Here is a 25,371-nt window from a genome sequence, read left to right on the forward strand (position 1 = left end):
GTGCGGGTCAGTCCTCGGGGAAGAGGGTGACGGTCAGCACGCCCGCATATGTGCCGGGTGCGGTGTCCACCGGCATCTCGAGGGCGAGGTCCGCGCTGAGCTCCGTCGAGCCGAACCGGCCTTCAGTCGACGCCCCCGCGAGCTGACTCGGGCCTGCCAGACCCGTGCCGCCGTCGAGGATCGTCGGCACCGCGTCACCCGCGGTCACCCCCGCACGCGGGGTGAGGACCTCGGGCGACCACCCGAGATGCCCGGCGCCCAGCACTTCTCCGCCCGCGTCGAAGTCGCTCGCCTGGCCCGAGACCGACCAGCCGCCGTCTCCCGCCTGCTCTGCGTTGCGCGAGTCGGTGACCGTCACGACGGGAAGCTCCCCCTCGAACCGGATCCGGTCGCCCGCGTTCGCGCCCTCTTCCAGCACGACCCCCTCGCCGAAATCGGCCACCGTCATCGACAGCGAGCCGGGCTCGCCGGGCTCGGCCACGGTCGCTTCGAGCGGGATCCCCTCGCCCGCCGGCTCCTGCGGCTCGACGACGAGCGTCACGAGCGACCGCGCGGGCAGCTCGAGGTCGGTCTTGCCGTCGGCGGTCGTGGCGATGCCCTCGCTCTGGACCAGCTGGTGGGTCTGGTCGTTCAAGTAAACCGTGGGCTGGCTGTCGATGTCGATGTCGGTCGAGATGGGCACGGTGCCGTTGTTCAGCAGCTGCACCACCCGCGTGCCGTCGGCGTTGTCGAACGCCGCGACCTTGAGGTCCGCAATGCCGTGCACCGCGTCGAAACGCACCGCCTCGGGGCGGATGAACCGGCTGAACGCGGCCATCCCGTAAAGCCGCGCACCCACCGTGTAGGTGTCGTTCTCGACGTCCACCACCATGAGGGATCCGGATCCGCCCTGGCTCACACCGAGCCACCACAGGTAGCCGGTCGCGTTCGCACGGGTCAGGGTGTCCATCATGTGATCCACCATGCGGATGCCGTCCGAGCCGGCGCCGGGGCTGCCGTCCCAGTTCGCGTTGAACTGCGTGAGGCCGGCCACGGAGGCGGCCCACTCCGACATCCAGAGCGGCTTGTCGGTCTCGAAGGTGGTGTCCGAGCGGCTGGCGTAGGAGTGAGCGGTGAGGACGTCGACCCACTGCGCCGCCTCGGCATCCTCCTGGATCGCACTGTGGTAGTTCTTGCCCTGACTCCAGCCGAACGACTCGCAGCACAGCAGGTCGTAGCCCGCAGCGTCGAAGACCGGTCCCGCCGTCTTGGTGAACTCGACCGCCTGCGCCGGAGTCAGCCGCATGGCCTCGTAGGTCGCGGTGTAGTCCGGCTCGTTCGCGAACGCGAGCCCGTCGATCTCGACGCCCTCCTGCTTGTAGAAGTCCGCCCAGGCGACGAGATAGTCGGCGTAGGCGTCCGTCCAATCCCCGCTCTCGCAGGTCGCACCGCTCAGACCGCACAGCGTTCCGCCGCTGGTGGGCGAGTTGTTCGTCTTCATGTAGCCGGGCGCGGTCCAGGCGTTGCCGTAGATGTACTCGACGCCGGCGGCCTCGGCCTCCTGGGCGAACCAGACCTGGCCGTTGTCGTAGCCGTCCCACTGATAGTTCGGCTCGGCATCCGGGCCGCCCGGGTCGGTGGGCTGGATCGACTGCATGACGTCGTACGTGTTGATCGACTGCCCGCCGATGCCGAGCCGGAGGATGGACGGGTCGACGCCCGTATCGCCGAGCAAGAGCTCGACGGCTTCCGCCTTCTTCTCGTCCGAGAGCAGGTTCAGGCGGTGCGTGCGCTGGAAGGCGGCGGAGTAGCCGAAGCCGTCGATGGTCTGCTGCACACTTTCGGGCTGCAGGTCGATCTCCGTCGCGTCATTGGCTGTGGCGATGGTGGGAACGGCCAGGGCCGATCCTGTCAGTGCCACAGCGGCGACTAACGACAATGTCTTCTTCACAGTTCTCCTTCGAAACTGTCGGCGTGTAATGTAAACGTTAACCTAGCCATGCGATGGAGCGAGGGTCAACGACTTTTATCCCTTTGATCAGGCACTGAACGCGCGGACCGTGGCCCGACCCCGCGGAGGCTCTTCCGCTCGCTCCTGCGCCCGGTTCTGGGAACGAATCGACGGTCTCGTCTCGATCGAGCGAACTGTGAAGGCGCAGAAATGAAACTTTCGGAACCCGCCGAGCTCGAGGCGACCACGGCCGGCGTCGCCGAGCAGTCCCCGCTGCGGAACGCCATCGCCACCGACTCCGACATCGTCGAGACGCTCGTCGCGCGCATGTCGCTCGACGAGAAGCTCGCCCAGCTCTACGGGGTGTGGGTGGGGGCCTCCGATGAAGGGAACGACGTCGCGCCCCACCAGCACGACGTGGAGGATCCCGTCGACCTCGACGCCCTGCTTCCGGCGGGCCTCGGTCAGCTCACAAGGCCGTTCGGCACCAAGCCGGTCGACGCCGGCGTCGGCGCGCTGTCCCTCATGCGCACGCAGCAGCGGTTGCGCGCGGCATCCCGCTTCGGCATCCCCGCCGTGGCCCACGAGGAGTGCCTCGCCGGGTTCGCCGCCTGGGGGGCGACGGCGTACCCCGTGCCGCTGAGCTGGGGGGCTACCTTCGACCCCGAGCTCGTGCAGCAGATGGCGCGGCACATCGGCGACGACATGCGCTCGGTGGGCGTGCATCAGGGTCTCGCGCCCGTGCTCGACGTGGTCCGCGACGCGCGGTGGGGCCGGGTCGAAGAGACGATCGGCGAGGACCCGCACCTGGTGGCGACGATCGCGACCGCGTACGTGACCGGTCTCGAGTCCGCCGGCATCGTCGCGACCCTCAAGCACTTCGTCGGCTACTCGGCATCCAAAGGCGGCCGCAACCTGGCGCCCGTGTCGGTCGGCGCGCGTGAGCTGCAGGACGTCCTGCTTCCCCCGTTCGAGATGGCGGTGCGCGAGAGCGGCGTCCGCAGCGTCATGAACTCGTACGCCGACATCGATGGCGTCCCGACCGCCGCCGACAGGTCCCTGCTCACCGACCTGCTGCGCGACGAGTGGGGCTTCGAGGGCACGGTGGTCGCCGACTACTTCTCCATCGCGTTCCTCAAGCTCCTCCACGGGGTGGCCGATTCGTGGGCGGATGCCGCGGGCGCGGCGCTGGCGGCGGGCATCGATGTCGAGCTGCCGACCGTGAAGACCTTCGGTGAGCCGCTGCGGCGCGCCGTGGAGGAGGGAGTCGTCGATGCGGACCTCGTCGATCGCGCCCTGCGTCGCGTGCTGCGCCAGAAGGAGCAGCTCGGGCTCCTCGACGAGGCCTGGTCGGCCGTTCCGGACGCGCTCGCGGGCGCGGACCTGTCGTCGCCCGAAGCGGTGCGCGGCACCGTCGACCTCGATCCGCCCCGCAACCGCGCGCTGGCGGCGCGGCTCGCGGAGGAGGCGATCGTGCTCCTCCGCAACGACGGCACCCTCCCGCTCGCCCGGCCCGCGACGATCGCGGTCATCGGCCCCAATGCCGACGACCCCTACGCGATGCTCGGGTGCTACTCGTTCCCGACGCACGTCGTGACGCAGCATCCGGGAACCGAGATGGGCATCCGCATCCCGACCCTCCTCGACGCGCTGCGCGAAGAGTTCCCGGGAGCGCGGATCATCCACGCGCGCGGCACCTCCGTCGACGGGGGAGAGCGCGACGGCTTCGAGGCCGCCCTCGTCGCCGCCCGCGACGCCGACGTCGCCGTGCTGGCGCTCGGGGACCGCGCCGGCCTCTTCGGACGGGGGACGAGCGGCGAGGGATGCGACGCGCCCTCGCTGGATCTGCCCGGTGCGCAGCAGCAGCTGCTCGATGCCGTCCTCGACACCGGCACCCCCGCCGTCGCCGTGCTGCTGGCCGGTCGTCCCTACGCGCTCGGACGCGCGGCGAGCGAAGCGGCGGGAGTGATCGAGGCGTTCTTCGCGGGCGAAGAGGGCGCGGCGGCGATCGCCGGGGTGCTGAGCGGACGGGTCAACCCGAGCGGGCGCCTGCCCGTCAGCGTGCCGTCGTCGCCCGGCAGCCAGCCGACGACGTACCTCGCTGCCAAGCTGGCGCGCCGCACCGACGTCTCGAACATCGACCCGACGGCGGCATTCCCGTTCGGCCACGGGCTGTCGTACACGTCGTTCGCGTGGTCGCCGCTCACCGCGGACACCGCCGAGATCGCGACGGACGGCGAGCTGACGGTCGGCCTGCGCGTGACCAACGAAGGGAAGCGCGCCGGCAGCGACGTGGTGCAGCTGTACCTCCACGACCCTGTCGCCTCGGTGGCGCGGCCGCTGCAGAAGCTGATCGCCTACGCCCGGGTGTCCCTCGAGCCGGGTGAGGCTGCCGACGTCCGCTTCCGCGTGCACGCCGACCTCTCCGCGTATACCGGCTCGGCGGGCGAGCGCGTCGTCGACGCCGGCGAGATCGTGCTCTCGGCCGGCAGGTCCAGCGGCGACCTCGTCTCGGCGCACCCGGTGGTGCTCGCGGGGCCGGAGCGGCGGGTGGATCACCGTCGGCGACTGCGCGCCGGGATCGACGTCTCGCCGGCCGTCGACGAGGAGTGATGCCGCTGGACGGGGCATCCGTTCTGGTATAGGTTGTCGTCAGCAACATTTACCCGCAAAGGAGCGTCATGCCCACCCCCACCCGCGACGACAAGTTCTCGTTCGGCCTCTGGACGATCGGCTACAACGGCACCGACCCCTTCGGCGGGCCGACCCGTCCCGCCCTCGATGTCGTGCACGCGGTCGAGAAGCTCGCCGAGCTCGGCGCCTACGGACTCACGTTCCACGACGACGACCTGTTCGCCTTCGGCTCGACCGACGCCGAGCGTCAGACCCAGATCGACCGCCTCAAGGGCGCCCTCGCCGACACCGGCCTCATCGTGCCCATGGTGACGACCAACCTCTTCTCCGCTCCGGTGTTCAAGGACGGCGGCTTCACCTCGAACGACCGCGGCGTGCGTCGCTACGCCCTGCGCAAGGTGTTCCGCCAGCTCGACCTCGGCGCCGAGCTCGGTGCCAAGACCTTCGTGATGTGGGGCGGACGCGAGGGCGCCGAGTACGACTCGGCCAAGGACATCCGCGCCGCCCTCGAGCGCTACCGCGAGGCCGTCAACCTCCTCGGCGACTACGTCACCGACAAGGGCTACGACATCCGCTTCGCCATCGAGCCCAAGCCCAACGAGCCCCGCGGCGACATCCTGCTGCCGACGCTCGGCCACGCGATCGCGTTCATCGACTCGCTCGAGCGTCCCGAGCTGGTCGGCCTCAACCCCGAGGTCGGCCACGAGCAGATGGCCGGCCTCAACTTCGCCGCCGGCATCGCGCAGGCGCTGTTCCACGGCAAGCTCTTCCACATCGACCTCAACGGTCAGCGCGGCATCAAGTACGACCAGGACCTCGTGTTCGGCCACGGCGACCTGCACAACGCGTTCGCGCTGGTCGACCTGCTCGAGAACGGCGGCCCCGGCGGCGTCCCCGCCTACGACGGCCCGCGTCACTTCGACTACAAGCCGTCGCGCACCGAGGACGAGACCGGTGTCTGGGACTCGGCGGCGGCCAACATGCGCACCTACCTGCTGCTCAAGGAGCGCGCCGCGGCCTTCCGTGCCGACCCCGAGGTGCAGGAGGCGCTCGAAGCCGCCCGCGTGCCGGAGCTGTCGGTCCCGACCCTCAACGAGGGCGAGAGCTACGACGACTTCCTCGCCGACCGTTCGGCGTACGAGGACTTCGACGCCGATGCCTACCTCGGTGGCAAGGGCTTCGGCTTCGTCCGCCTGCAGCAGCTGGCCACCGAGCACCTGCTCGGCGCCCGCGGCTGAGGCATCCGTCCGTCGTCATACGCCCCGGCGCGCCCCCTCCCGTCGTTCACGTGCGCTGAATGCACGCTCTGCACCCGGTGCGGCGTACGTTCAGCGCACGTGAGCCGGGTCGGGGGCGCGCGAAGCGAGAAGGAGGAGCGATGGCTCTGGTGATGGGCGTCGATTCGTCGACGCAGTCGTGCAAGGTCGTGATCACGGATGCCTCGACCGGCGCTGTCGTGCGCCAGGGGCGTGCGGGGCACCCCGACGGCACCTCGGTCGACCCCGAGGCCTGGTGGACGGCGCTGCAGCGGGCGATCGAGGACGCCGGCGGGCTCGACGACGTCGAGGCGTGGGCGATCGGCGGCCAGCAGCACGGCATGGTGGCGCTGGATGCCGACGGCCGGGTGGTCCGCGACGCGCTGCTGTGGAACGACACCCGCTCCGCGCAGGCCGCCGCCGACCTCGTCGCCGAGTTCGGCGCCGACCTGCTCGCGCACCGCACGGGCCTCGTGCCCGTGGCATCGTTCACCATCACGAAGCTGCGGTGGCTGCGCGACCACGAGCCCGACAACGCCGCTCGCGTGGCGGCCGTCGCCCTTCCCCACGACTGGCTGACGTGGCGCCTGCGCGGCTTCGGACCCGCCGGCGAGTCGTCCCGCGGCGCGGTGCTCGACGAGCTCGTCACCGATCGCTCCGACGCCTCGGGCACCGGCTACTGGGACCCCGCGACCGGCGGGTACGACCGCGAACTGCTGATCGCGGCGCTCGGCCACGACGCGGTCCTGCCGCGCGTGCTCGGACCCGCGGAATGGGTGACGGATGCCGACGGCCGGCGCGTCGGCGGCGGTGCGGGCGACAACGCCGGCGCGGCGCTGGGCCTGGGCGCCGGACCGGGCGACGTCGTCGTGTCGATCGGCACCAGCGGCACGGTCTTCGCCGTCAGCGAGGAGCGCACGATCGACCCCAGCGGCACGGTCGCGGGGTTCGCGGACTGCACCGGGCGGTTCCTCCCGCTCGTGGCCACCCTCAACGCCGCCCGCGTCCTCGACGCGATCGGCCGCGTGCTGGGCGTCGACCACGCCGAGCTGTCGCGTCTCGCCCTCGCCGCCGAACCGGGCGCCGCGGGGCTCACCCTCGTGCCGTACTTCGAAGGCGAGCGCACGCCGAACCTGCCCGACGCGACCGCGTCGCTCACGGGCATGACGCTGGCCGCGACGACGCGCGAGAACCTGGCGCGCGCCGCGGTCGAGGGGATGCTCTCCGGGCTCGCTGCCGGGCTGGAGGCGCTCCGCGGCCTGGGCGTGCCGCTCGAGCGCGCCCTGCTCGTCGGCGGCGGCGCCCAGTCCGACGCGGTCCGCCGGATCGCCCCGCTCGTGCTCGGGCTGCCCGTCGACGTGCCCGAGCCGGGCGAGTACGTGGCGCTGGGGGCGGCGCGGCAGGCGGCATCCGTCCTCTCCCCTTAGGCGCGCACGCCGACACCGGGTGCCGGAGCCTCCGCGGCGGTACCATTCCGCCATGGCGGACACCTCCGCCGTGCTCGAGCGAGCGCGGACGGCATATCGGTCCGGTGACTGGGAGACGGCGCGGGACGGCTTCGCCACCGCGCGCGACGGGGCGGCGGCCACCGGCCCCGATCTGCGCGCGCTCGCGGCGTGCGAGTGGTGGCTCGGGCGGCAGGAGTCGTGCCTCGACATCCTCGACGAGGCCTACCGCATCCTCTCGGCGGACGGCGAGGCGATGGCCGCCGCGGAAGCCGCGCTCGTCATCGCCCTCGTACGGCTGACGCGTGCCGAGATGACGGTCGGCACGGCGTGGGCGCGCCGCGCGCACCGGATCCTCGCGGACCTCCCCGACGCCCGGGCGCACGCGTACGACGTCTACCTGACGGCGAGCATGGACCTCGACGCCACCGGTGCGCTGTGGCCCGCCGCGAGCGTGTCGCGGATGCGGCAGCTGGCGTCGTCGCTGCGCATCCCCGCGGTGTCGGCGCTCAGCGCCGTCGTGTCGGGGATGCACGCCATCCGCGCCGGCCGCACCGCGGAGGGCTTCGCCGAGCTCGACGAGGCGATGCTCAGCGTGGTGTCGGGCGAGCTCGAGGCGGAGTGGGCGGGCGATGTGCTGTGCACGACCATCCACGTCTGCCACGAGCTGGCCGACTTCCGGCGGATGGCCGACTGGACGCGCGCCGCCGAAGCATGGTGCGCGTCGCACGGCACCGATGTCGTCTACGCCGGGGTGTGCCGCGTGCACCGCCTCGAGCTGCAGTCGGCGAGCGGGGAGTGGGATGCCGCGGAGGCGGCGCTGCAGCGGGCATGCGCAGACCTCGCATCCGACCATCCCTGGGTCGCCGGCGAGGGGTGGTACCAGGTCGGCGAGGTCCGCCGGCTGCGCGGCGATGCCGCGGGTGCTCGGCAGGCGTACGACCGGGCGCGCGCGGCCGGTGTCGACCCGGTTCCGGGCGAGGCGCTGCTCGTGCTCGCGGAGGGCGACCTCGAGCGGGCGGCGGCGATGATCTCGACCTCGCTGGCTCAGCGCGATCGCCTGGGACGTGCGCGGCTGCTGCGCCCCGGCGTCGAGATCGCGCTCGCGGGCGGCACGCCGGAGCAGGCGCATCGGCTGCTCGACGAGCTCGAGGACGACGCGCGCGAATTCGGCAGCGACGGCTTCCGGGCCTGGGCCGCGCACGCCCGTGGGATGGCGCTGATCCACGCCGGCGACGCCGACGGTGCCATCAGCCGCCTGCACTCCGCGCTGGAGATCTTCCGGCGCCTGCGGCAGCCCTGGGAGCAGGCCAACGTGCTGTGCTGGCTCGCGTCCGCGCACGAGCGGCGCGGCGACGACGCCCTGGCCGCGCAGCTGCGCGACCAGGCCGGCGCGATCTTCGAGCGGCTCGGCGCTCCGCCGGTCGTGGTGCGGTCGGGGACGGCGCCCGCGTCCGACGGCCCGCTGACCGCCCGGGAGCGGCAGATCGTGGAGCTCGTGGCACAGGGCAAGTCCAACCGGCAGATCGCCGCGGAGCTCTTCATCAGCGAGAAGACCGTGAGCCGGCACCTGGCGAACATGTACGTGAAGCTCGACGTCGGCTCGCGCACCGCCGCGGTGGCCTGGTGGCACGAGCAGGGCGGGCCGCGCGGGCGGTAGGCCGATGCTCCCGGCGCGGGCCGGGCGGCGGGCGCCCGCGGCACGGCCGGCGCGGCGGTCTGCATGGAATGGTGCAGGCGCGTGGGCGAAGTTGCGCCGTTCGCCCGAGGCGGCCGCCCGGGTGGCGTCCGTAGCGTCGTCCCCAGACACACCCGATGGACCTCGACGAAGGAGACCACGATGTCCACGACGACGATCACCCGGACCGATCCGGAGGCGACGGCCGCGTTCGCGGACCGGCTCATGGGCGCCACGCTCGGCTGGTTCGACCTCATGGCGGTGCACCTGGGCTCGCAGCTCGGCTGGTATGTCGCCCTGTCGCAGCCGGGCGGACTCACGGCGGCGCAGCTCGCCGCACGCACGCGCACCGACGCCCGGTACGCCCGCGAGTGGCTCGAGCAGCAGGCCGCGAGCGGCATCCTGCACGCGGAGGACGCCGCGGAGCACGCCGGCCGCCGCTTCCTGCTCGCGCCCGGCGTGGAGGAGGTCCTGCTCGACCGCGGCAGCCTGTCGTACCTCGAGCCGCTCGCCCGCATGGCGGCGGCCGTGTCGGGGCAGGTGGACGCCCTGCTCGATGCCTATCGCACGGGCGGGGGCGTCAGCTGGGAGCAGCTCGGCCGGCACGCGCGTGAGGCGCAGGCCGATATGAACCGCCCGTGGTTCGAGCAGCTCCCTTCGCTCTTCGCGGGCATCGAGCGCATCGACGACGTGCTGCGGCGCCCCGGGGCCCGGATCGCCGACTTCGGGTCGGGCGGCGGATGGTCCTCGATCGCGCTGGCGCAGGCCTACCCGCAGCTTCGCGTCGTCGGCTTCGACATCGACGAGGCGTCGGTCGAGGCCGCGCGGCGCAACGCCGCGGAGGCCGGCGTCGGCGACCGGGTCGAGTTCCTGCTCTCCGACGCGGCGCTGGCCGCTTCGCAGGGGCCGTTCGACGCCGTCTTCGCCTTCGAGTGCCTGCACGACATGCCGCATCCGGTTGCCGTCCTCGCCGCGGCGCGCGAGGCGGTCCGCGACGACGGCATCGTCGTCATCATGGACGAGGCCGCCGAGGAGCGCTTCGCGCCGCAGGCGAGCGAGCTCGAGCGTCTGCTGTACGGCTTCAGCATCTTCGTGTGCCTCCCCGACGGCCTCTCTCACCAGCCGAGCGCCGGCACCGGGACCGTCATGCGCCCGGACACCCTCCGCGGCTACGCGCGATCCGCCGGCTGGAGCGACATCCGCGTGCTCGTGCCCGAGTTCGGGCTGTGGCGGTTCTACGAGATCGTCTGACCCGACGCCGCAGAACTTTCCGACCCGCGCCCGGCAGGGCGCGGGTCGGATCGCGGGGAGCGGCCACAATGAGGGGATGGCGAAGGATGCCGACGACCTCGATGCGATCGCGGCCGAGCTGTACGCGCTGCCACCCGCGCAGTTCACGGCCGCCCGCAACGCCCGTGCGGGACGTGCCGCGCCGGGCCTCGCCAAGCAGCTGAAAGCGCTGCGCAAGCCCACCGTGCCGGCGTGGAGCGTGAATCTGCTCGCGCGCGAAGGGCAGCTCTCGGAGGCACTCGAGCTCTCGGCCGCGCTCCGCGAGGCACAGGACGACCTCGACGCGGCCGAGCTGTCGCGGCTGGGCAAGCAGCGGCGCCAGCTGGTCGCCGCCCTGGCGAAGCAGGCAGCCGGCCTCGCCGCCGACGCCGGCGTCGCGCTCAGTCCCGCGGCCCGCGAGGAGGCCGAGAAGACGATCAACGCGGCGGTGATGGATGCCGCCGCCGCCGCCGCCGTGCTCACCGGGCGCCTCGTCAAGGCGCTGGAGGCGGGCGACATCGACCCGAGCGCGCTGGCCGACGCGGTCGGCGGTTCGGTGCCGGGAGTCGTCGCGCCGCCGCCGCGTGACGACCTGGCCGAGCGGCGCGCGCGCCGCGCGGCGGAGAAGGCCGCGCGGGAGGCCGAGCGCTTGGCCGGCGAGGCGGAGCGCGAGCTCGCCCGGGTCGAGACGCGCCAGGCCAAGGCCCAGGAGCGGGTCGATCACGTGCGGGAGCGCATCGACGATCTCCGCAGGGATCTGGCCGCGCTCGAGGCCGATGAGGATGCCGCCGTCGGCAAGCTCGACGCGATCGAGCGCGAGCGGGCCGATGCCGTCGCGAAGGCGCGCGCCGCCGCGAAGGAGTCCGAGCGCGCGCAGCAGGCGCTCGACGACCTCTGAAGGTCGTCCCGCCGCCACTCACAGCACACTCGTAGGCCGCCGTCCTACCGTGAGACCCATGGCGACTCCCGCACCCGTGGTGTCCGTGACGGCGACCGACGAGGGTGAGATCACGGTCTCGCCGAGCGAGCTGCGTGAGCTCCGCGACGAGCTGCAGCGGTTCATGATGGAGTACCGCTTCGGGCTGCAGGAGGTCGAGACCAAGATCGGGATCCTCCGCGAGGAGTTCCTGCTGACGCACGACTACAACCCGATCGAGCACGTCTCGAGCCGGGTGAAGTCCCCCGACAGCCTCGTCGAGAAGGTGCAGCGCAAGGGCATCGACGGGGACTTCGCCTCCATCCGCCGCAGCATCACCGACATCGCCGGCATCCGCATCACGTGCAGCTTCGTCGCCGACGTCTACCGGCTGTTCGACCTGCTCACCGCGCAGGACGACGTGCGCGTCATCCAGGTGAAGGACTACATCGCCGCACCGAAGCCCAACGGCTACAAGAGCCTGCACGTGATCCTCGAGGTGCCGGTGTTCCTTTCGACCGGACGCATCGAGGTGCCCGTCGAGGTGCAGTTCCGCACCATCGCGATGGACTTCTGGGCCAGCCTCGAGCACAAGATCTACTACAAGTACGCCACGCGCGTGCCCGATGAGCTGCTCGCGAGCCTCAAGGACGCCGCCGACAGCGCGGCCGAGCTCGACGAGCGCATGGAGCGCCTGCACCGTGAGATCAAGGGCGGCGGCGCAGGCGCTGCCGCACCCGTCGCGGTGCGCGAGATCGCCGCCGTCGCCGCGCCGGGTCCGTCGACGGATGCCGCGCCCGCGCGGCCCCGCGACGCCCGGGACCGGCCCGTCTCGCTGTAGCCGCTCGGTCGCCCCGCGCGAAGGCCGGGTGCGCGCCGGAGGCCTGCCGCTACCCTGAACCCGTGCATCTGGAACCCACGCTCATCCTCATCCCGGCGGTGGCGGTGCTGGCTCCGGTTCTCGCGCGGCTGGTCGGCCGGTGGCTGCGGGTGTCGATCGTGGTGTTCGAGCTCGTGCTCGGGATCGTCATCGGCCCCTCGGTGCTGGGCTGGGCGAGCGAGAACCCGTTCGTGGAGACGCTCGCCGACTTCGGCCTGGCGATGCTGTTCTTCGTCGCCGGCACCGAGATCGCGTTCGGGTCGTTCCGCGGCCGGCTGGGGCGCCGGGCCGGCCTCGGGTGGATCGTGAGCCTGGTGCTCGGCATCGGCCTGGGGTGGCTCATCGCACCGGGCGAAGCGGCGATCGTGATCGGCATCGCGCTCTGCTCGACGGCGCTCGGGACGCTGCTGCCGATCCTGCGCGACGCCGGCGAGCTGCACACCCCGTTCGGCCGGACCGTCGGAGCGCTCGGCGCCGTAGGGGAGTTCGGGCCGCTGATCGCGATCTCGATCTTCCTGGGAAGCCGCAACCCCGGCCTGTCCACCTTCGTCCTGATCGCCTTCGCGCTCATCGCCGCCGGCGCGATCTGGCTGGCGTTCCGCATCCCGCACGGGGCGATGCACGCCTTCGTCGCGTCGACCCTGCACACGTCGGGCCAGTTCGCCATCCGGGTCGTGCTGCTGATCCTCGCGGCGCTCGTGTCGCTGAGCATCGTGTTCGACCTGGACTTCCTCCTCGGCGCCTTCACCGCCGGGATCATCTGGCGCCTCCTCATGCGCGACGCCGGAGAGGAGGACGCCGCGGCCGTGGAGAGCAAGATCGAGGGCGTCGCGTTCGGGTTCATGGTGCCGATCTTCTTCGTCTACACGGGAGTGACGTTCGACCTCCAGGCGCTGCTCGACGAGCCCTCGCTGTTCCTGCTGCTTCCGGTCGGTCTTGCAGCTCTGCTGGTGATCCGCGGTCTTCCGTCGACGCTCGCCGCGCCCGAGGGCTCGACGCCGCGCGATCGGCTCTCGATCGCGCTCCTGGGGGCGACAGGCCTCCCGATCATCGTCGCCGTCACCGCGATCGGCGTCGAAGAGGGCGTCCTGTCGACGGGGCACCAGGCGGCCCTCATCGCCACCGGCATGCTGTCGGTGCTGCTCTTCCCCGTCGTGGCGATGGCGCTGCGGGGGGACCGCGTCGCCGGCGACGTGCTCCAGGACGACATGGCATGACCACTGCCGAGTTGTTGGACCGGGCCCGCGCGCAGCTGGCCGGAGCCCCGCGCGAGGCCCTCGGCGAGCTCGTCGTGCCCCGGCGGATCCTCGGCGTCTCGCGACCGCCGCGAATCGAGCCGCGGGGAACCGCGTGGCACCTGGGGGTGCTGCTGCTCGCCGACGACGCCGTGTGCGCGACGGGCGACGTCGTCCGCGCCCGTGCGGAGGCTCGGCGCGGGTACACCGCCGAGTCCCAGCGTCACCGCGCCGAGCTCGCGGCGGCGGCACGCCGCGGCGGTTTCGCGGAGGGCGAGACCGTCCACATCGGATGGCGGATGCTGCGGCCCGACGCCGTCGACAGGGGAGAGGCATCCGGTCCGCTCATCTCCGACGACGGCGTTCCCAGCATCCGCTGGAGCATCTCAGGCGGACTCATGCCGCTCGAGGCATACCTGTCCGAGCGGGTCGCACTGCTGCTCGATCCGCCCACCGGCGCGTAGAGCGCCCGCCAAGCGCTTACCAACGGGCCTGGGTCGGGTCAAGAGGTGGCCGGGCCTCTCGCGCGCGCCTACGGTGAGACCATGGCGCGACGCGACCTCCTCCGGCAGATCGTCGTCATCAGCGCGTTCTGCTTCATGATCGTCGCCGCGATGGTCGGCTCCGGCGTCTTCGGTGGGACATCCGTGGAGAACCTGCAGGACGGCGCGCTGGACGAGGACGGCTCGTATCTCGCCCCCGCGGGGCCGGCGTTCGCGATCTGGTCCGTGATCTACCTCGGGCTCTTCGCCTACACGATCTGGCAGGCGCTGCCGGCCCAGCGCCGCAGCGACCGGCAGCGCACGCTCGGGTGGCTCATCGCCGGCACGATGATGGTGAACGGGCTGTGGCTCGTCGCGGCCCAGTTCGGCTCGCTGGCGCTCACCGTGCTCGTCATCATCGTGCTGCTGGCCCTCCTCGGGGTGACCTTCCACCGGACGGTCATCGACCCGGCCGACGGCTGGCTCGACCGGCTGCTCGTCGACGGTGTCACGGGTCTCCACCTCGGCTGGGTGACCCTCGCGACGGTGGCCAACATCACGGCGTGGCTCACGGTCATCGGCCCACCCGAGTGGGAGGCATCCGCCGATCTCTGGGGCGTCGTCGTGCTGATCGCCGTCGCCGTGATCGGCCTCGGCATCGAGGCCGCCGGCGGCTGGCGGCTCGGCCCGGCGCTGGCGATCGCCTGGGGACTGTCATGGCTCGCCGTCGGACGACTGTCCGGCGAACCGCCGAGCACGGCCATCGGCATCACCGCGCTCATCGTCGCCTTCGCGGTCCTCGCGGCGGCCGTGATCGGCACGATCCTGCGCGAAGCGGCGTCCGTCCGCAACGCGTCGGCGTGAGTCAGGCGCTCGCGAACCGGGCGGCGAAGGCCTGCAGCAGCCGTGCCGGCTCGGTCACGGACGCCGCGAGCACGCGCGCGGCGATCGTGTCGAAGTGCGCCGACTCGAAGTAGCCGTCGTCCCGGTAGACCGCCATGCGCTCGGTGAAGGCCTTCGTCGTGGGCTCCGGGTGGAACTGGGTGGCGTAGAGCCGGTCGCCGACGCGGTACGCCTGGACGGGGCATTCCTCGTTCGACGCGAGCAGCACCGCTCCGTGCGGCAGCTCCTCGGTGCCCTCCTTGTGCGCGGTGAGCGCGGTGAAGCGGTCCGCGAGGCCGCCGAACACCGGGTCGGCCAAGGCGGCGTCGGTGAGCTCGATCGCGACGGGGCCGGTGTCCTCGGGGAAGGCGCGGCTCACCCGTCCGCCCAGCGTGCGGGTCGCGACGCCGATCCCGTAGCAGGTGAACAGCGCCGCCGGACCCATGCCCGAGGCCGCGTGCTCGGCGATGCGCTCGAGTTCGGCCTCGAGCCGCCGCTGGGCGTCGGTCTTGGTCGACTCGGGGTCGGCGACGTTGAAGGGGCTCCCGCCGATCAGGAAGCCGGCGTACTGGTCGAACACGTCGGCGGGCAGCGGATCGCGCACCAGATCGTGGCGGGCCAGGGCGTCCGCGTCCACGCGCATCGCGGCGCGGAAGGACTCGTATTCGGCTGCCGCCGCGTTCAGCTGCGGGCGCACGCAGACATAGAGCAGCGGCCGGGTGGTCATGCACGCAGTCTAGGTCTCCGCCCGCACGGCGGGCGAGGCGGCCGAAATCTGCGGAATCGGTCAGGTCGTCGCGTGTATCAGACCGACACTTCCGTGCTCGGGCATGGTGTGGACAGAATGGGCGCTATGACGCATACGGGCGCCGAGCCATCCGTCGACTCCGTGGAGCCGGCGCGATGGGAGCGAGCCGCCGCGCTGTTCGTGCGGTGGCGCGAGGGCGACAGCCGTGCGATGGATGAGCTCGTCCGCCTGATGACGCCGCCGCTGTGGCACGTCGTCCGGGCGTACGGTCTCGACCACGCGCTCGCTCAGGACGTCGTGCAGACGACGTGGCTGACGCTCGTTCGCCGTCACGAGACCATCCTCGACCCGCTCGCGGTGTCGGGGTGGCTCACGATGTGCGCACGCCGTGAGGCGTGGCGGGTCGGCAAGCAGCATCGGCGCGCCGATGCGACCGAGGCCGAGTCGCTCGAACCGCACCTTCCTGTCCACGAATCCGCCGAGCAGACGGCAGCGCAGGACGACGAGACGCGTCGCCTCTGGACCGCTGTCGGCACGCTCAACGACCGATGCCAGCGCCTGCTGCGGATCGTCGCGTTCGAGGACCGCCCCGACTACGCCCGCATCGCCGAAGACCTGGCGATGCCCATCGGATCGATCGGACCGACCCGTCAGCGCTGTCTCGCGAAGCTGCGCGCCGTTCTCGAGGGCGACGGATGGAGAGGGGACGACGATGGAAACTGAGGACTTCGCGGCCGATGCCGCACTGTTCGCACGCATGCGCCGGATGTGGGAGGACGTCGATCCGGTTCCCGCCGACCTGGTCGACCGCATGGTCGCCGCAGTGGCCGTCGAGGACCTCTCGCGCGAGTACGCGCTGCTGACCCTCGTGGAGGGGACGCTCGCGGCGGTGCGCGGAGAGACCGATACCGCGACGCTGCAGTTCAGCGACGGCACGACGAGCGTGCTGCTGCACGTGACGGCCACCGAGGGCGGCGGCCGGCGCGTGGACGGATGGGTGGATGCCACGGCGCTGGCCATCCGGCTCGTCCAGGACGACCGCGAATGGTCGGCCGAACCCGGCGAGCACGGTCGGTTCGCCTTCGAGGAGGTCACGCCAGGGGTGGCGCGGCTTCGCCTGGTGGTCCGCGACGCCGATGGGGCGATGCACGACTTCCAGACCCCGCAGTTCGAAGTCTGACACGCAGTTCCGAGAGACGGATGCCGCGGCCTGGGGGCCGCGGATTCCGCATGTGATGAGGGAGAAGACATGGCGAAGGGCGAGAGCGCGCAGCGGCGCACCTGGCGGGAGCGAGAGGTCGCGGGGGAACCGAAGGGCGTCGTCCTCGACCCCCGCCGCGAGCCGGTCCCCGGCCTTCAGGCGTACGACACGGTGTACGTGCCGGGGCACCTGGTGATCTCGGGAGACCCCGCCGCCGCCGAGGAGGCCCTGAAGGGGGCCGCGGCCAAGCTCGGCTGGGACGTCGAGGTGCAGCCGCTCCCGAGCGGGAAGGACACCGCGGCGCTCTCGCGTGCGCGGATCGTCCAGGCGCCGCGGGAGAACCGCGACGACGAGCCCGTGCCGCCCGTGGACGCCTGGCGTCTGCTGCAGCAGGCGCGCCGCGACGTGCTCATCGCCGAGCGCCTCGGCGTCTCCCCCCGCACCCTCGCGCGGCGGGAGGCGGCCGCGGAGGAGGTTGACTCCGCGGCGCGTGCGGCCGCGACGCGCAGCGTGTCGCTCGAGGCGGCGATCGCCAACGACCCGCCCCACCGCGCCGAGGCCGCGGCCGAGCCGGAGGTGAAGACCCGGCGTGCCCGCGCCGTCGACGATCCCGTGCTCGCACAGGTCAGCCTCGACCACGTGCTCGGCGTCGACCCGATCGACATGAATCCCCACGGCCGCACCAACCCCCACGGCCGCACGAATCCGCACGGGCGGACGAATCCGCACGGGCGCACCAACCCGAGCGGCACCGACGGCTACGCCTACCCCGGATCGGGCGGACTGGAACTCGTCACCTTCATCGGCGCTCCGCCGACCGACCGGCACACGCTCGCGGACGGCGGCCGGCGACCCGTCATCGCCTTCGCCGACACCGGCTGCGGCGAGCACCCCTGGTTCACCGCGCCCGACGGCCGGTCCGTCGTGCGCACGATCGACGCCGCGGACGGCTCCGGCGTCATCGGCGTGAACGACCCGGCGACCGACCCCGAGCGCTTCGGCGACCTCGCCGGCCCGCTCGACGGGTTCCTCGACGATGCCGCCGGGCACGGGACGTTCGTCGCGGGCGTGCTGCGCCAGGTCTGTCCCGACGCCGACCTCATCGCTATCCGGGTCGCCGACAGCAACGGCAGCGTCCTCGAGAGCGAGCTGATCACGGCGCTCGAGCAGCTGGCGGACTGGATCGACGCGGGGACGGAGGCGGAGCCGCACGTTGTGGACGTGCTGAACCTCTCGCTCGGCTACTACCACGAGACCCCCGAGGACGGACGGTTCAGCCTGCGCATGTACGAGGCGCTGCGCAGCCTCCGAGCCCGCGGCTGCGTGATCGTCTGCTCGGCCGGGAACGACGCGACCGAGCGTCCCACCTTCCCGGCGGCGCTGTACAACTGGGGAGACCCGCTCCTCAGCTTCGACGATCCGGACGGCGACGCCGCGCGGCACTTCGCCGTCGGTGCGCTCAACCCGCAGCGCACCTCGGTCGCGCTGTTCAGCAACATCGGGGACTGGGTGAACCTCTACGCCCCGGGGACGTCGGTGCTGAGCGTCTTCCCGTCCTTCGAGGGCGGCCTCCAGGCAGGCTCGCGCAACGACCGCGGGCAGCGCCGTCGCCAGAGCCTCGATCCGGACGACTTCGACAACGGCGACGAGGGAGGGTTCGCCGTGTGGAGCGGCACCTCGTTCGCCGCGCCGTACGTCGCGGGAACGGTGGCGGCGAAGCTCGCCCCGCAGCTGATGGGCGCCGCCGTCGCCGGACGCAGGAAGCACCCCGTGGACGAGGCGGTCGAGGCGATCACGGCGGTGGACCGATCGCGGCTCCCCTCCGGGTAGCGGCGGAGCGCGGCATCCGTCGTCGCTCCGCGGGCCCTCTTCGCGCCATGATTGCTCCATGGGGACTGGTCTCGACGCGGGGGCGTCGTATGCCCGCGGGGTCGAGCTGGCCAATCGGGGTCGCTACACCGACGCGAAGCGCGTGCTCGCCGAGGCGAGCGCCGCCGCCGAGCGCGACGGCGACCGGAATCTGACGGCCCGCATCGCGGGCACCACCGCGTATGTGCTCGCGCGCACCGGCGACGTCGACGCAGGCGAGCGGCTCTGCCTGGACGTGCTCGGTCAGGACGGCCTGGACGCCGTGACGATCGCGCAGCTCCACGGGCAGCTCGGCGCCCTCGCCCTCGAGCGCGGTCTGCTCGACGACGCGGCGGCGTGGCTCGACAAGAGCATCCGGGGGCTTCGGGACGAGCCGGTGCGCCAGGCCAACATGAGGATCAACCGGAGCCTCGTCGACATGCAGCGCGGTCAGCTCGACACGGCGCTGGCCGACCTCGCCGCGGCCGAGCAGGCGTACCGCGAGGCGGGGATGACCACCGAGGCGAACCTCGCGGTGCACAACCGCGGCTACACCCTGATGCTCGCGGGTGATCTCGTGGCGGCGCTGCAGACGATGCAGTCCGTTCGCGAGCCGCTGGACGACGCCTCCACGATGTGGGCGGCGGTGAATGAGCTCGACCGTGCCGAGGTGCTCCGCGAGGCGGGGCTCGTGACGGAGGCTGAGCGGAGCCTCTCGGCCGTGTCGGCGGCGTTCGGCCGGCACCGCGCACCGCGCGACAGGGCGACCGCCGACTACCATCTCGCGCGGTCGCTGCTGAGCCACGACCCGGCGCGCGCGGGCGCCGTCGCCGCTGCGTCCGCCCGCCGTTTCGCCGCCATCGGAAGTCCGGGCTGGGCGGTGCGGGCCGACGCGATCGGGCTCCGCGCGCGCCTGGCCGTCGGCCGCCTGGACCGCAGCGGGATGCCGGTGCGGGTGGCCCGCCGGCTGCCCTCGCGCGCGAAGGTCGCCGCCGTCGCCGAGAAGCTCGAGGCGCAGGGATTCCGCTCCGAGGCGGAGGCGCTCCGGCTGACCGATGCGCTGGCCCGCCTGCGCGCGAACCGCCGGGGGGCGGCGTCGGATCCGGGCACCCGCGTCGGCCCGCGCACGCCCCTGGAGGTGGGCCTGCTGGCGCACGAGCTGCGCGCGGCGCGCGCCGCCGACCGCGGCCGGGAGGGCGACACCCGCCGGCACGCCGCGGCGGGGCTCGACCTCCTCGACCGCAACCGGCAGTCCTTCGGCAGCCTCGACCTGCAGGTGTCGGCCGCCATGCGCGGCATCGGGCTGGCGACCACAGGCCTCTCGTCGGCGCTGCGGTCGGGCAGCCATGCCGCCGTCTTCGAGTGGTCGGAGCGCGCACGGGCACTGACGGGCTTCGTGCTGCCGCTGCGGCCCCCGCCCGACCCGCAGCTGGCCGCCGACCTCGCCGAGCTGCGGGTGCTGCGCACCGCCCACCCCGACGGCGACTGGCTGTCGGACCCTCGTGCCTCGCTGCTGAGCGACCGCGCCCGCCAGCGCCAGTGGTCTCAGACCGCCGCCGGCGAGCAGACCGGACGCGCGTCGCTCGACGACGCCGTCGGCGAGCTCGGCGACGGCGAGGTGCTCGTCTCATATGTGTTCGACGGCAACCAGCTGGCGGCGCTCGTGGTGTCGAAGCAGGGCAGCGAGCTCGTCGGATTGGACTGGGCGGCGGCGCGCTCGGCGCTGGGCGGCCTGCGCGCAGACCTCGACATGTCGGCGACCGTCGTCGGGCCGATGGCCGCGGTGGTCCGCCGCGGCCTGGACGCGCGTCTCGAGACGCTGTCGCAGGTGCTCTGCACACCGGTCGACGGGCTGCTCAGGCGCGCAGAGCGCGTCCTCATCACTGCGCCCGGCGTGCTCTCGGGAGTGCCCTGGATGATGCTGCCGGCGCTGCGGCGGCAGCCGATCTCGATCGCCTCCTCGGTCTCGGCCTGGCTCCGCGAGCGCTCACGCGAGTGGACGCCTCCTGGGTCGGCCGGCTTCGCGGCGGGACCGCGGGTCGCCCGCGGCGAGGAGGAGGTGACGGCCGGTTCGGCGGCCTGGCGGCAGGCCGAGGTGCGGACGGGCGTCGGCGCCACGGTCGCGGACGTCACTGCCCTGGCCTCGCGCGTGGACGTCCTGCACGTCGCCGCGCACGGCAGGCACGCCGCCGATAACCCGATGTTCTCGGGTCTCGAGCTGGCCGACGGCGCGCTCTTCGGATACGACATCGATCTCATCCCGCGTGTGCCCGACACCGTCGTCCTCTCGGCTTGCGAGGTCGGACGCTCGTCGGTCCGGTGGGGTGAGGAGGCGCTCGGGATGACCCGCATCTGGCTGCACGCCGGGACGCGCAGCGTGATCGCCGCTCCGGTGGTCGTCGCGGACGACAACGCGTGCGAGCTGCTGGGCGCCGTCCACGAGGGGCTCGCAGCGGGCACCGCGCCCTCGGTCGCGCTCGCCGAGGCGTCAGAGCGCACCGGCATCGTCGCCCCGTTCCAGGTTCACGGCGCCGGCTTCTGACCCGATCCACCGCGCTTGTATCAGGACGGATGCCGCGCACTCCTCATCATCGGACAGGCTCGGCATGCCGACGGGGGGTCGGGTGCGACGCGAGGCATTGGGGAACGCAGATCGGGCTGCGCGTCTCGGCGCCGGTCCGCGAGGGGTGCCGCGTGGGAACTGGGGCGGCACCCCTCTCCTCGCCCTGCGGAGTCAGTCGCGCGACGAGTTGGCGGTGCGACCTCGCACGATCCCGACGAAGGTCTCCACGGCGGCCGTGCTCCGCTCGGCCACCCACGCCAGCGCGACCGTCGACGAGGGGCCGTCGATGAGCGGCCGGTAGTCCGCGTCCTTGCGCCGGTGCAGGCGAGCCAGCGACATCGGGACGACCACGATCCCCACCCCGGCCGCGACGGTGGCGATCGCATCGGCGGTCTCGGCGGGAGGGTCGAAGGCCGGCGAGAGCGTGCCGGGGATCCGGATGCCGAGCACGTCGTCCCCGGGCACGATGAGCACCTCGCCCACGAGGTCGGCGGTGTCCAGCTCGTCCGCCGCGGTGAGGTGCGAGTCCGCGGCGCAGACGACGACCGGCACCTCGTCGTACAGCGGGATGACGTGCAGCCCGTCCTTGTCGATCGGGAGCCTCACCAGCGCCGCGTCGACATCGCCGTCCAGCAGGGCCCGCCGCTCGTCGTCGGTGGCCAGCGGCACCAGCTCCAGCGCGGTGCGCGGCATCCGCTCGTTCCACGTGTCGATCCACCTGCCGGGCGTCGCCCCGGCGATCGCGCCGAGCGTGAACACCGGCGGCGCCGGATCGCCGGGCGGAACGGGGGAAGGAGCCGGCGACGGCTGCGGCCGCCGGGACCGGGTGGGCCCGGGCTTCTGCGCACGGCCGGCGGTGTTGCCGCGCTTCGGCGGCGTGCCCCGTCCCCGCCCACCCGCGCGTGCCCCGCCCTTCGCCATACCGTTCAGCGTAGCCGGGGCGCTATCGTTCGCTCATGGTGGCGATCCTGGCGACGGTCTTCGCAGCGCTGGCCGCGCTGCTGCACGTGTACATCTTCGTGATGGAGAGCGTGCAGTGGACGCAGCCGCGGATCTGGCGGCGGTTCGGGGTGGCCGACCAGGCGGCCGCGGACATTACGAAGCCGATGGCGTACAACCAGGGCTTCTACAACCTGTTCCTCGCCGTCGGCGTCGTCATCGGTCTGGTGCTGGTCTACGCCGGTGCGGATTCCGCCCCGCTGCGGGCGGCCGGCCTCGCGCTCGTGCTCTTCAGCCTGGGCTCGATGGTGGCGGCCGCCCTCGTGCTGCTGACGACCGGCATGAAGTACCTGCGCGCGGCGCTCATCCAGGGGACGCTGCCGCTCATCGGCTTCGTGCTGTTCCTCTTCGCCTGACGCGCCGCCGATGGCTCAGTCGCACGCGCCCCAGCGGCCGGCCGACGCGGCGACCGCGGTGGACTCCAGCGATCGCAGCGTCGCCTCGTGCTCGCGGTTGGGCGAGTACACCTCGACGCGCGCGTCGCCGCGGGCCACGAGCTCGCCGTTGACGAAGCGGCCGTCAGGGGTCCAGACATAGAGCAGGGTCCTGCCGTACTGATCCTGCGGCTCGACGTCGGTGGTGACCCAGATGGTGGATCCCACTGGAACGAGCGACGTCAGGCTCGCTGTCGCCTCCGCGCCCCAGCACTCGACCTCGGGTGAGACCTCCGGCGTGTCCACACCGAGCAGACGCACGCGCGTCGTCTCCTGATCGGTGACGACCCGGTTGGGAGTGGCCACGTGGGCGCGCAGCGTGTCGCCGTCGTGGACGCTCTCGACGGTCATCTCGAACGCGTCGGCCGGGATCGCCGGCATGGCGCCCATCGGTGCGCCGACCGGGGTCTCCGCGGCGGGCGAGGGCGGAGGGGTCGCGTCCTGACGGCTGGAGACCCACCACAGTGCCGCGCCCGCGATGACGAGCAGCAGGGTACCGACGAGGACGCGCTTGATCACCCCGCGAGCCTAGGCGGTGGCGGCGACGCGATGACCCGTCACGCGGCGAGGCGGAGCCCCCGCTTGTCGGTGGCCACGCGCTCGCCGTCGCCGATCGTCTCGTCGTCGCCGATGAGCGAACCGCCGGCCACGCGGGCGTCGTGCCCGACGTGCGTGCGGACGCCGATCTTGGCGCGCGGTCCGATGGCCGCTCGGGGACCGATGTGAGCGTGCGGTGCGATCTCCGCGTCGGGGCCGATCACCGCATCCGATTCCACCCACACGCCGCGGCCGACGTGCGCGCCCGCGGCGATCTGCACCCCCGGTTCGACATATGCCCCCGCTTCGACGATGGCGCTCGGGTGCACCTTCGCTCCATGCGCGATAAGGCCACGGCCATTGGCGTGCTTCCGATAGCGGAGCGTCTCGCCCTGGTCGTTCTCGATGTCGACGTAGTTCTTGCCCACTGTCCCCTCCTGCAGCACCGGAAGGCGCTGAGTACAGGAATAACCTCAACCCTTGATGATTCATTCCCGCGCATCGGATGCTTTGGATGCACGGGGTTGCCAAATATTCGGAACGGGGCTATGAAGCGGATTGCGCCCGCGTCCGCGAGGGGTCGAGCGCGCACCGGGATGCTGCCGCGGGGTCTTCCCGGACAGATCGACCGGTTCTGCTCTAGGCTGTGGAATCACCCATCCCTCGAGCAGAAGTGTGGTGCAACGGTGCCCGACCGTCGCGAGGATCGCTCCATCCATACGGACCGTCTGGTCGCGGGATCGGCGCTCGAGACCCTTCCGACGATCCGCGAGGTCATCGCGCTCGACGCCGTCGTCCAGGGGGTGCCGGAGGTGCTCGTGGGCGACCAGGCGCTCGAGCGCCGCGTGCGGTGGCTCCACGTGTCCGACAACGCCGGTGTGGCACGGCTCCTCGACGGCGGCGAGCTGCTGCTCTCCACCGGTGCGTCGTGGCCCGAGGACGCGGCCGATCTGCGGCGATTCATCGGCGAGCTGGACGACGCCGGGCTCTCCGGCCTGATCCTCGAGCTCGGCACCCACTACCGCGACGTGCCGCCGGCGGTGGTCGAGGCGGCGCGGGAGCGGGGGCTGCCGCTGATCATCCTCCACCGCGAGCTGAAGTTCATCACGATCACCGAGGCCGTGCATGCCCGCATCATCACGGGGCAGACGGATGCGCTCCGCGCCCGCGACGAGGTGCGCGAGCGGTTCACGGCGCTCGTGCTGCGAGGCTCCCCCGCGGACTTCATCGTCCACCAGCTGGCGCAGACGCTCGGCGCTCCCATCGTCCTGGAGAACCTCGGGTACGAGGTCGTGGCCGCCGAGGTCCCCCTCGCGATGGAGGAGGAGCTCTTCACCGAATGGGAGCTGCGCTCGAGGTCCGCCCACCGGCGCTCGGAGCAGCGTCGCGAGCGTGGCGTGCCTGCCGGCCCCGACGACTGGCTCATCGTGCCGGTCGAGGCCCGCGGCATCCGCTGGGGGAATCTCATCGCGCTGCCCGGGCCCGAGCATCCCGCCGGGCGCACTGCCGTGCTCGAGCAGGGCGCGATCGCCCTCGCGGTCGGTCGGCTCGCCGACGGCGACGCGGACGAATGGGCCCGTATCGGGCGCCGCCGCCTCGTGGACGGTCTCCTCGCCGGTCGGTTCGCGGGAGTCGGAGGGGCCGCGGCGCGACTCGAGGCCGCCGGCCTGCCGCTGCGCGGGGCGAAGCTGTACGGCCTCGTTATCTCGGGGGCCCCCGTCGCGGCGGAGCGGGCGGATGCCGCGGCTCGCGCCCTGCGCGGCCGAGCCCTCGCCGGCTCGGCTCCGTCGGGGGTCGTCGCGCCCGCCGCGACCGTCCTCCTGTCCCTGCCGGTGGACGCAGTGTTCGACGACGACGCCGTCCTCGCCTTCGCGCGGTCGCTTGTCGAACCCGCGGACGCCGAGCGCGTGACGGTGTCGGTCGGGCGCGCGTCCGAGGGCATCGACGCGGCGCTCGCGTCGGTGCATGAGGCCGTCGACCTCGCCGGGGGCCGTCGGCGCCGCCCAGGTCGCGGGCCGCAGCTGCGTCGCGCGGAGAACCGCCCGCTCGTCCAGCTCGTGACGGCGCTGCGCGACGACCATCGCGTGCTCGAGCACGGGGAGCGCATGCTGGCGCCGCTCATCGCGCACGATCTCTCCCGTTCCGGCGACCTGCTCGACGTGCTCGAGGCCATGCTCGCCCACCCCGGCAACCGCACGGCGGCGGCGGCGGCATCCCATCTCTCCCGATCGGTGTTCTACCAGCGGATCGCGCTCATCGAGGAGCTGCTGGGCGTCGACCTCGACGACGGCGAGACCCAGACGGCGCTGCACCTCGCTCTGCTTGTGCGCAGGTCGGCGGGGCGGTGAGTTCTCCGTTGCTGAGCGCCACCACGGCGCCATCTGCAGACCCCACGGAGTGCCGTGCGCGATGTCGGACGTGGTCGCCATACTGA

21 protein-coding genes are annotated in these 25,371 nt (G+C 72.6%); 16 read left to right on the forward strand and 5 right to left on the reverse strand.

Annotated features, from left to right (window positions below):
* Window positions 1-7: 7 nt before the first annotated feature.
* Window positions 8-1,900, reverse strand: coding sequence for a glycoside hydrolase family 30 protein (locus tag ACWGUG_RS05015; RefSeq protein WP_336393635.1), 1,893 nt, complete (start codon window positions 1,898-1,900; stop codon window positions 8-10).
* Between the two features lie 240 nt (window positions 1,901-2,140).
* Here ACWGUG_RS05015 and ACWGUG_RS05020 point away from each other — a divergent pair, with 240 nt between their 5' ends.
* The 10 genes from ACWGUG_RS05020 (at window position 2,141) to ACWGUG_RS05065 (ending at window position 14,589) form a co-directional block, all read left to right on the forward strand.
* A complete protein-coding gene (locus ACWGUG_RS05020) occupies window positions 2,141-4,543 on the forward strand; it encodes a beta-xylosidase/alpha-l-arabinosidase (protein ID WP_452324010.1) in 2,403 nt (800 codons plus the stop codon).
* A 68-nt stretch (window positions 4,544-4,611) separates the two neighbouring features.
* Window positions 4,612-5,802 carry a xylose isomerase gene (gene xylA / locus ACWGUG_RS05025; protein ID WP_336393633.1) on the forward strand — a complete coding sequence of 397 codons (1,191 nt, stop codon included), beginning with the start codon at window positions 4,612-4,614 and terminating at the stop codon, window positions 5,800-5,802.
* 140 nt (window positions 5,803-5,942) lie between these two features.
* Window positions 5,943-7,247 carry a xylulokinase gene (gene xylB / locus ACWGUG_RS05030; RefSeq protein ID WP_452324011.1) on the forward strand — a complete coding sequence of 435 codons (1,305 nt, stop codon included), beginning with the start codon at window positions 5,943-5,945 and terminating at the stop codon, window positions 7,245-7,247.
* Between the two features lie 52 nt (window positions 7,248-7,299).
* Window positions 7,300-8,925 carry a LuxR C-terminal-related transcriptional regulator gene (locus tag ACWGUG_RS05035; protein ID WP_452324012.1) on the forward strand — a complete coding sequence of 542 codons (1,626 nt, stop codon included), beginning with the start codon at window positions 7,300-7,302 and terminating at the stop codon, window positions 8,923-8,925.
* Between the two features lie 180 nt (window positions 8,926-9,105).
* The gene (locus ACWGUG_RS05040; RefSeq protein WP_452324013.1) at window positions 9,106-10,194 is read left to right on the forward strand and encodes a class I SAM-dependent methyltransferase; all 1,089 of its coding nucleotides are present in this window, start codon (window positions 9,106-9,108) and stop codon (window positions 10,192-10,194) included.
* Between the two features lie 76 nt (window positions 10,195-10,270).
* Window positions 10,271-11,110 (forward strand): transposase, encoded by an 840-nt coding sequence (locus ACWGUG_RS05045; protein WP_336393629.1) that lies wholly within the window; start codon window positions 10,271-10,273, stop codon window positions 11,108-11,110.
* A 58-nt stretch (window positions 11,111-11,168) separates the two neighbouring features.
* Window positions 11,169-11,969 (forward strand): GTP pyrophosphokinase, encoded by an 801-nt coding sequence (locus ACWGUG_RS05050; protein ID WP_452324014.1) that lies wholly within the window; start codon window positions 11,169-11,171, stop codon window positions 11,967-11,969.
* Window positions 11,970-12,031: 62 nt separating this feature from the next.
* The gene (locus tag ACWGUG_RS05055) at window positions 12,032-13,225 is read left to right on the forward strand and encodes a cation:proton antiporter (RefSeq protein ID WP_452324015.1); all 1,194 of its coding nucleotides are present in this window, start codon (window positions 12,032-12,034) and stop codon (window positions 13,223-13,225) included.
* On the forward strand, window positions 13,222-13,707 hold the full coding sequence (locus tag ACWGUG_RS05060; protein ID WP_452324016.1) for a glutaminase: 486 nt from the start codon (window positions 13,222-13,224) through the stop codon (window positions 13,705-13,707). The genes ACWGUG_RS05055 and ACWGUG_RS05060 overlap by 4 nt, the downstream gene beginning before the upstream one ends.
* 81 nt (window positions 13,708-13,788) lie before the next feature.
* A complete protein-coding gene (locus ACWGUG_RS05065) occupies window positions 13,789-14,589 on the forward strand; it encodes a tryptophan-rich sensory protein (protein WP_452324017.1) in 801 nt (266 codons plus the stop codon).
* Between the two features lies 1 nt (window position 14,590).
* Here ACWGUG_RS05065 and ACWGUG_RS05070 read toward each other — a convergent pair whose 3' ends face one another.
* The gene (locus ACWGUG_RS05070; RefSeq protein ID WP_452324018.1) at window positions 14,591-15,334 is read right to left on the reverse strand and encodes a glutamine amidotransferase-related protein; all 744 of its coding nucleotides are present in this window, start codon (window positions 15,332-15,334) and stop codon (window positions 14,591-14,593) included.
* Window positions 15,335-15,460: 126 nt separating this feature from the next.
* Between ACWGUG_RS05070 and ACWGUG_RS05075 the strand changes: the two genes are divergently transcribed.
* From ACWGUG_RS05075 to ACWGUG_RS05090, 4 genes are all read left to right on the forward strand, one after another.
* Window positions 15,461-16,078 carry an RNA polymerase sigma factor gene (locus ACWGUG_RS05075; protein ID WP_336393623.1) on the forward strand — a complete coding sequence of 206 codons (618 nt, stop codon included), beginning with the start codon at window positions 15,461-15,463 and terminating at the stop codon, window positions 16,076-16,078.
* Entirely contained in the window at window positions 16,068-16,535 is a 468-nt protein-coding gene (locus ACWGUG_RS05080; protein WP_336393622.1) for a hypothetical protein, read from the forward strand. Before ACWGUG_RS05075 ends, ACWGUG_RS05080 begins: the two co-directional genes overlap by 11 nt.
* A 69-nt stretch (window positions 16,536-16,604) precedes the next feature.
* Complete coding sequence (locus ACWGUG_RS05085; protein ID WP_452324019.1) at window positions 16,605-18,386, forward strand: S8 family peptidase; 1,782 nt, start codon at window positions 16,605-16,607, stop codon at window positions 18,384-18,386.
* A 58-nt stretch (window positions 18,387-18,444) separates the two neighbouring features.
* A complete protein-coding gene (locus ACWGUG_RS05090) occupies window positions 18,445-20,946 on the forward strand; it encodes a CHAT domain-containing protein (protein WP_452324020.1) in 2,502 nt (833 codons plus the stop codon).
* Window positions 20,947-21,138: 192 nt separating this feature from the next.
* Here ACWGUG_RS05090 and ACWGUG_RS05095 read toward each other — a convergent pair whose 3' ends face one another.
* Complete coding sequence (locus tag ACWGUG_RS05095; RefSeq protein WP_336393619.1) at window positions 21,139-21,888, reverse strand: LysR substrate-binding domain-containing protein; 750 nt, start codon at window positions 21,886-21,888, stop codon at window positions 21,139-21,141.
* 35 nt (window positions 21,889-21,923) lie between these two features.
* Between ACWGUG_RS05095 and ACWGUG_RS05100 the strand changes: the two genes are divergently transcribed.
* Window positions 21,924-22,322 carry a DUF1304 domain-containing protein gene (locus ACWGUG_RS05100; RefSeq protein ID WP_336393618.1) on the forward strand — a complete coding sequence of 133 codons (399 nt, stop codon included), beginning with the start codon at window positions 21,924-21,926 and terminating at the stop codon, window positions 22,320-22,322.
* 15 nt (window positions 22,323-22,337) lie between these two features.
* On the opposite strand, the gene ACWGUG_RS05105 is transcribed toward ACWGUG_RS05100, so the two are convergent.
* On the reverse strand, window positions 22,338-22,919 hold the full coding sequence (locus ACWGUG_RS05105; protein ID WP_452324021.1) for a thermonuclease family protein: 582 nt from the start codon (window positions 22,917-22,919) through the stop codon (window positions 22,338-22,340).
* Window positions 22,920-22,957: 38 nt separating this feature from the next.
* The gene (locus ACWGUG_RS05110; protein ID WP_336393616.1) at window positions 22,958-23,365 is read right to left on the reverse strand and encodes a transferase; all 408 of its coding nucleotides are present in this window, start codon (window positions 23,363-23,365) and stop codon (window positions 22,958-22,960) included.
* 258 nt (window positions 23,366-23,623) lie between these two features.
* On the opposite strand from ACWGUG_RS05110, the gene ACWGUG_RS05115 reads away from it, so the two are divergent.
* On the forward strand, window positions 23,624-25,285 hold the full coding sequence (locus ACWGUG_RS05115; protein ID WP_452324022.1) for a PucR family transcriptional regulator: 1,662 nt from the start codon (window positions 23,624-23,626) through the stop codon (window positions 25,283-25,285).
* The last annotated feature ends 86 nt before the right edge of the window (window positions 25,286-25,371 follow it).

It is taken from the genome of Microbacterium sp. NPDC055455 (assembly GCF_053619935.1).

Excerpts from the sequence above, each read along its gene's own strand:
- ACWGUG_RS05020 (WP_452324010.1), top strand. The coding sequence starts at position 2,141 with ATGAAACTTTCGGAACCCGCCGAGCTCGAGGCGACCACGGCCGGCGTC.
- xylA (WP_336393633.1), top strand. The coding sequence starts at position 4,612 with ATGCCCACCCCCACCCGCGACGACAAGTTCTCGTTCGGCCTCTGGACG.
- xylB (WP_452324011.1), top strand. The coding sequence starts at position 5,943 with ATGGCTCTGGTGATGGGCGTCGATTCGTCGACGCAGTCGTGCAAGGTC.
- ACWGUG_RS05035 (WP_452324012.1), top strand. The coding sequence starts at position 7,300 with ATGGCGGACACCTCCGCCGTGCTCGAGCGAGCGCGGACGGCATATCGG.
- ACWGUG_RS05040 (WP_452324013.1), top strand. The coding sequence starts at position 9,106 with ATGTCCACGACGACGATCACCCGGACCGATCCGGAGGCGACGGCCGCG.
- ACWGUG_RS05045 (WP_336393629.1), top strand. The coding sequence starts at position 10,271 with ATGGCGAAGGATGCCGACGACCTCGATGCGATCGCGGCCGAGCTGTAC.
- ACWGUG_RS05050 (WP_452324014.1), top strand. The coding sequence starts at position 11,169 with ATGGCGACTCCCGCACCCGTGGTGTCCGTGACGGCGACCGACGAGGGT.
- ACWGUG_RS05060 (WP_452324016.1), top strand. The coding sequence starts at position 13,222 with ATGACCACTGCCGAGTTGTTGGACCGGGCCCGCGCGCAGCTGGCCGGA.
- ACWGUG_RS05065 (WP_452324017.1), top strand. The coding sequence starts at position 13,789 with ATGGCGCGACGCGACCTCCTCCGGCAGATCGTCGTCATCAGCGCGTTC.
- ACWGUG_RS05070 (WP_452324018.1), bottom strand. The coding sequence starts at position 15,334 with ATGACCACCCGGCCGCTGCTCTATGTCTGCGTGCGCCCGCAGCTGAAC.
- ACWGUG_RS05075 (WP_336393623.1), top strand. The coding sequence starts at position 15,461 with ATGACGCATACGGGCGCCGAGCCATCCGTCGACTCCGTGGAGCCGGCG.
- ACWGUG_RS05080 (WP_336393622.1), top strand. The coding sequence starts at position 16,068 with ATGGAAACTGAGGACTTCGCGGCCGATGCCGCACTGTTCGCACGCATG.
- ACWGUG_RS05085 (WP_452324019.1), top strand. The coding sequence starts at position 16,605 with ATGGCGAAGGGCGAGAGCGCGCAGCGGCGCACCTGGCGGGAGCGAGAG.
- ACWGUG_RS05090 (WP_452324020.1), top strand. The coding sequence starts at position 18,445 with ATGGGGACTGGTCTCGACGCGGGGGCGTCGTATGCCCGCGGGGTCGAG.
- ACWGUG_RS05095 (WP_336393619.1), bottom strand. The coding sequence starts at position 21,888 with ATGGCGAAGGGCGGGGCACGCGCGGGTGGGCGGGGACGGGGCACGCCG.
- ACWGUG_RS05100 (WP_336393618.1), top strand. The coding sequence starts at position 21,924 with ATGGTGGCGATCCTGGCGACGGTCTTCGCAGCGCTGGCCGCGCTGCTG.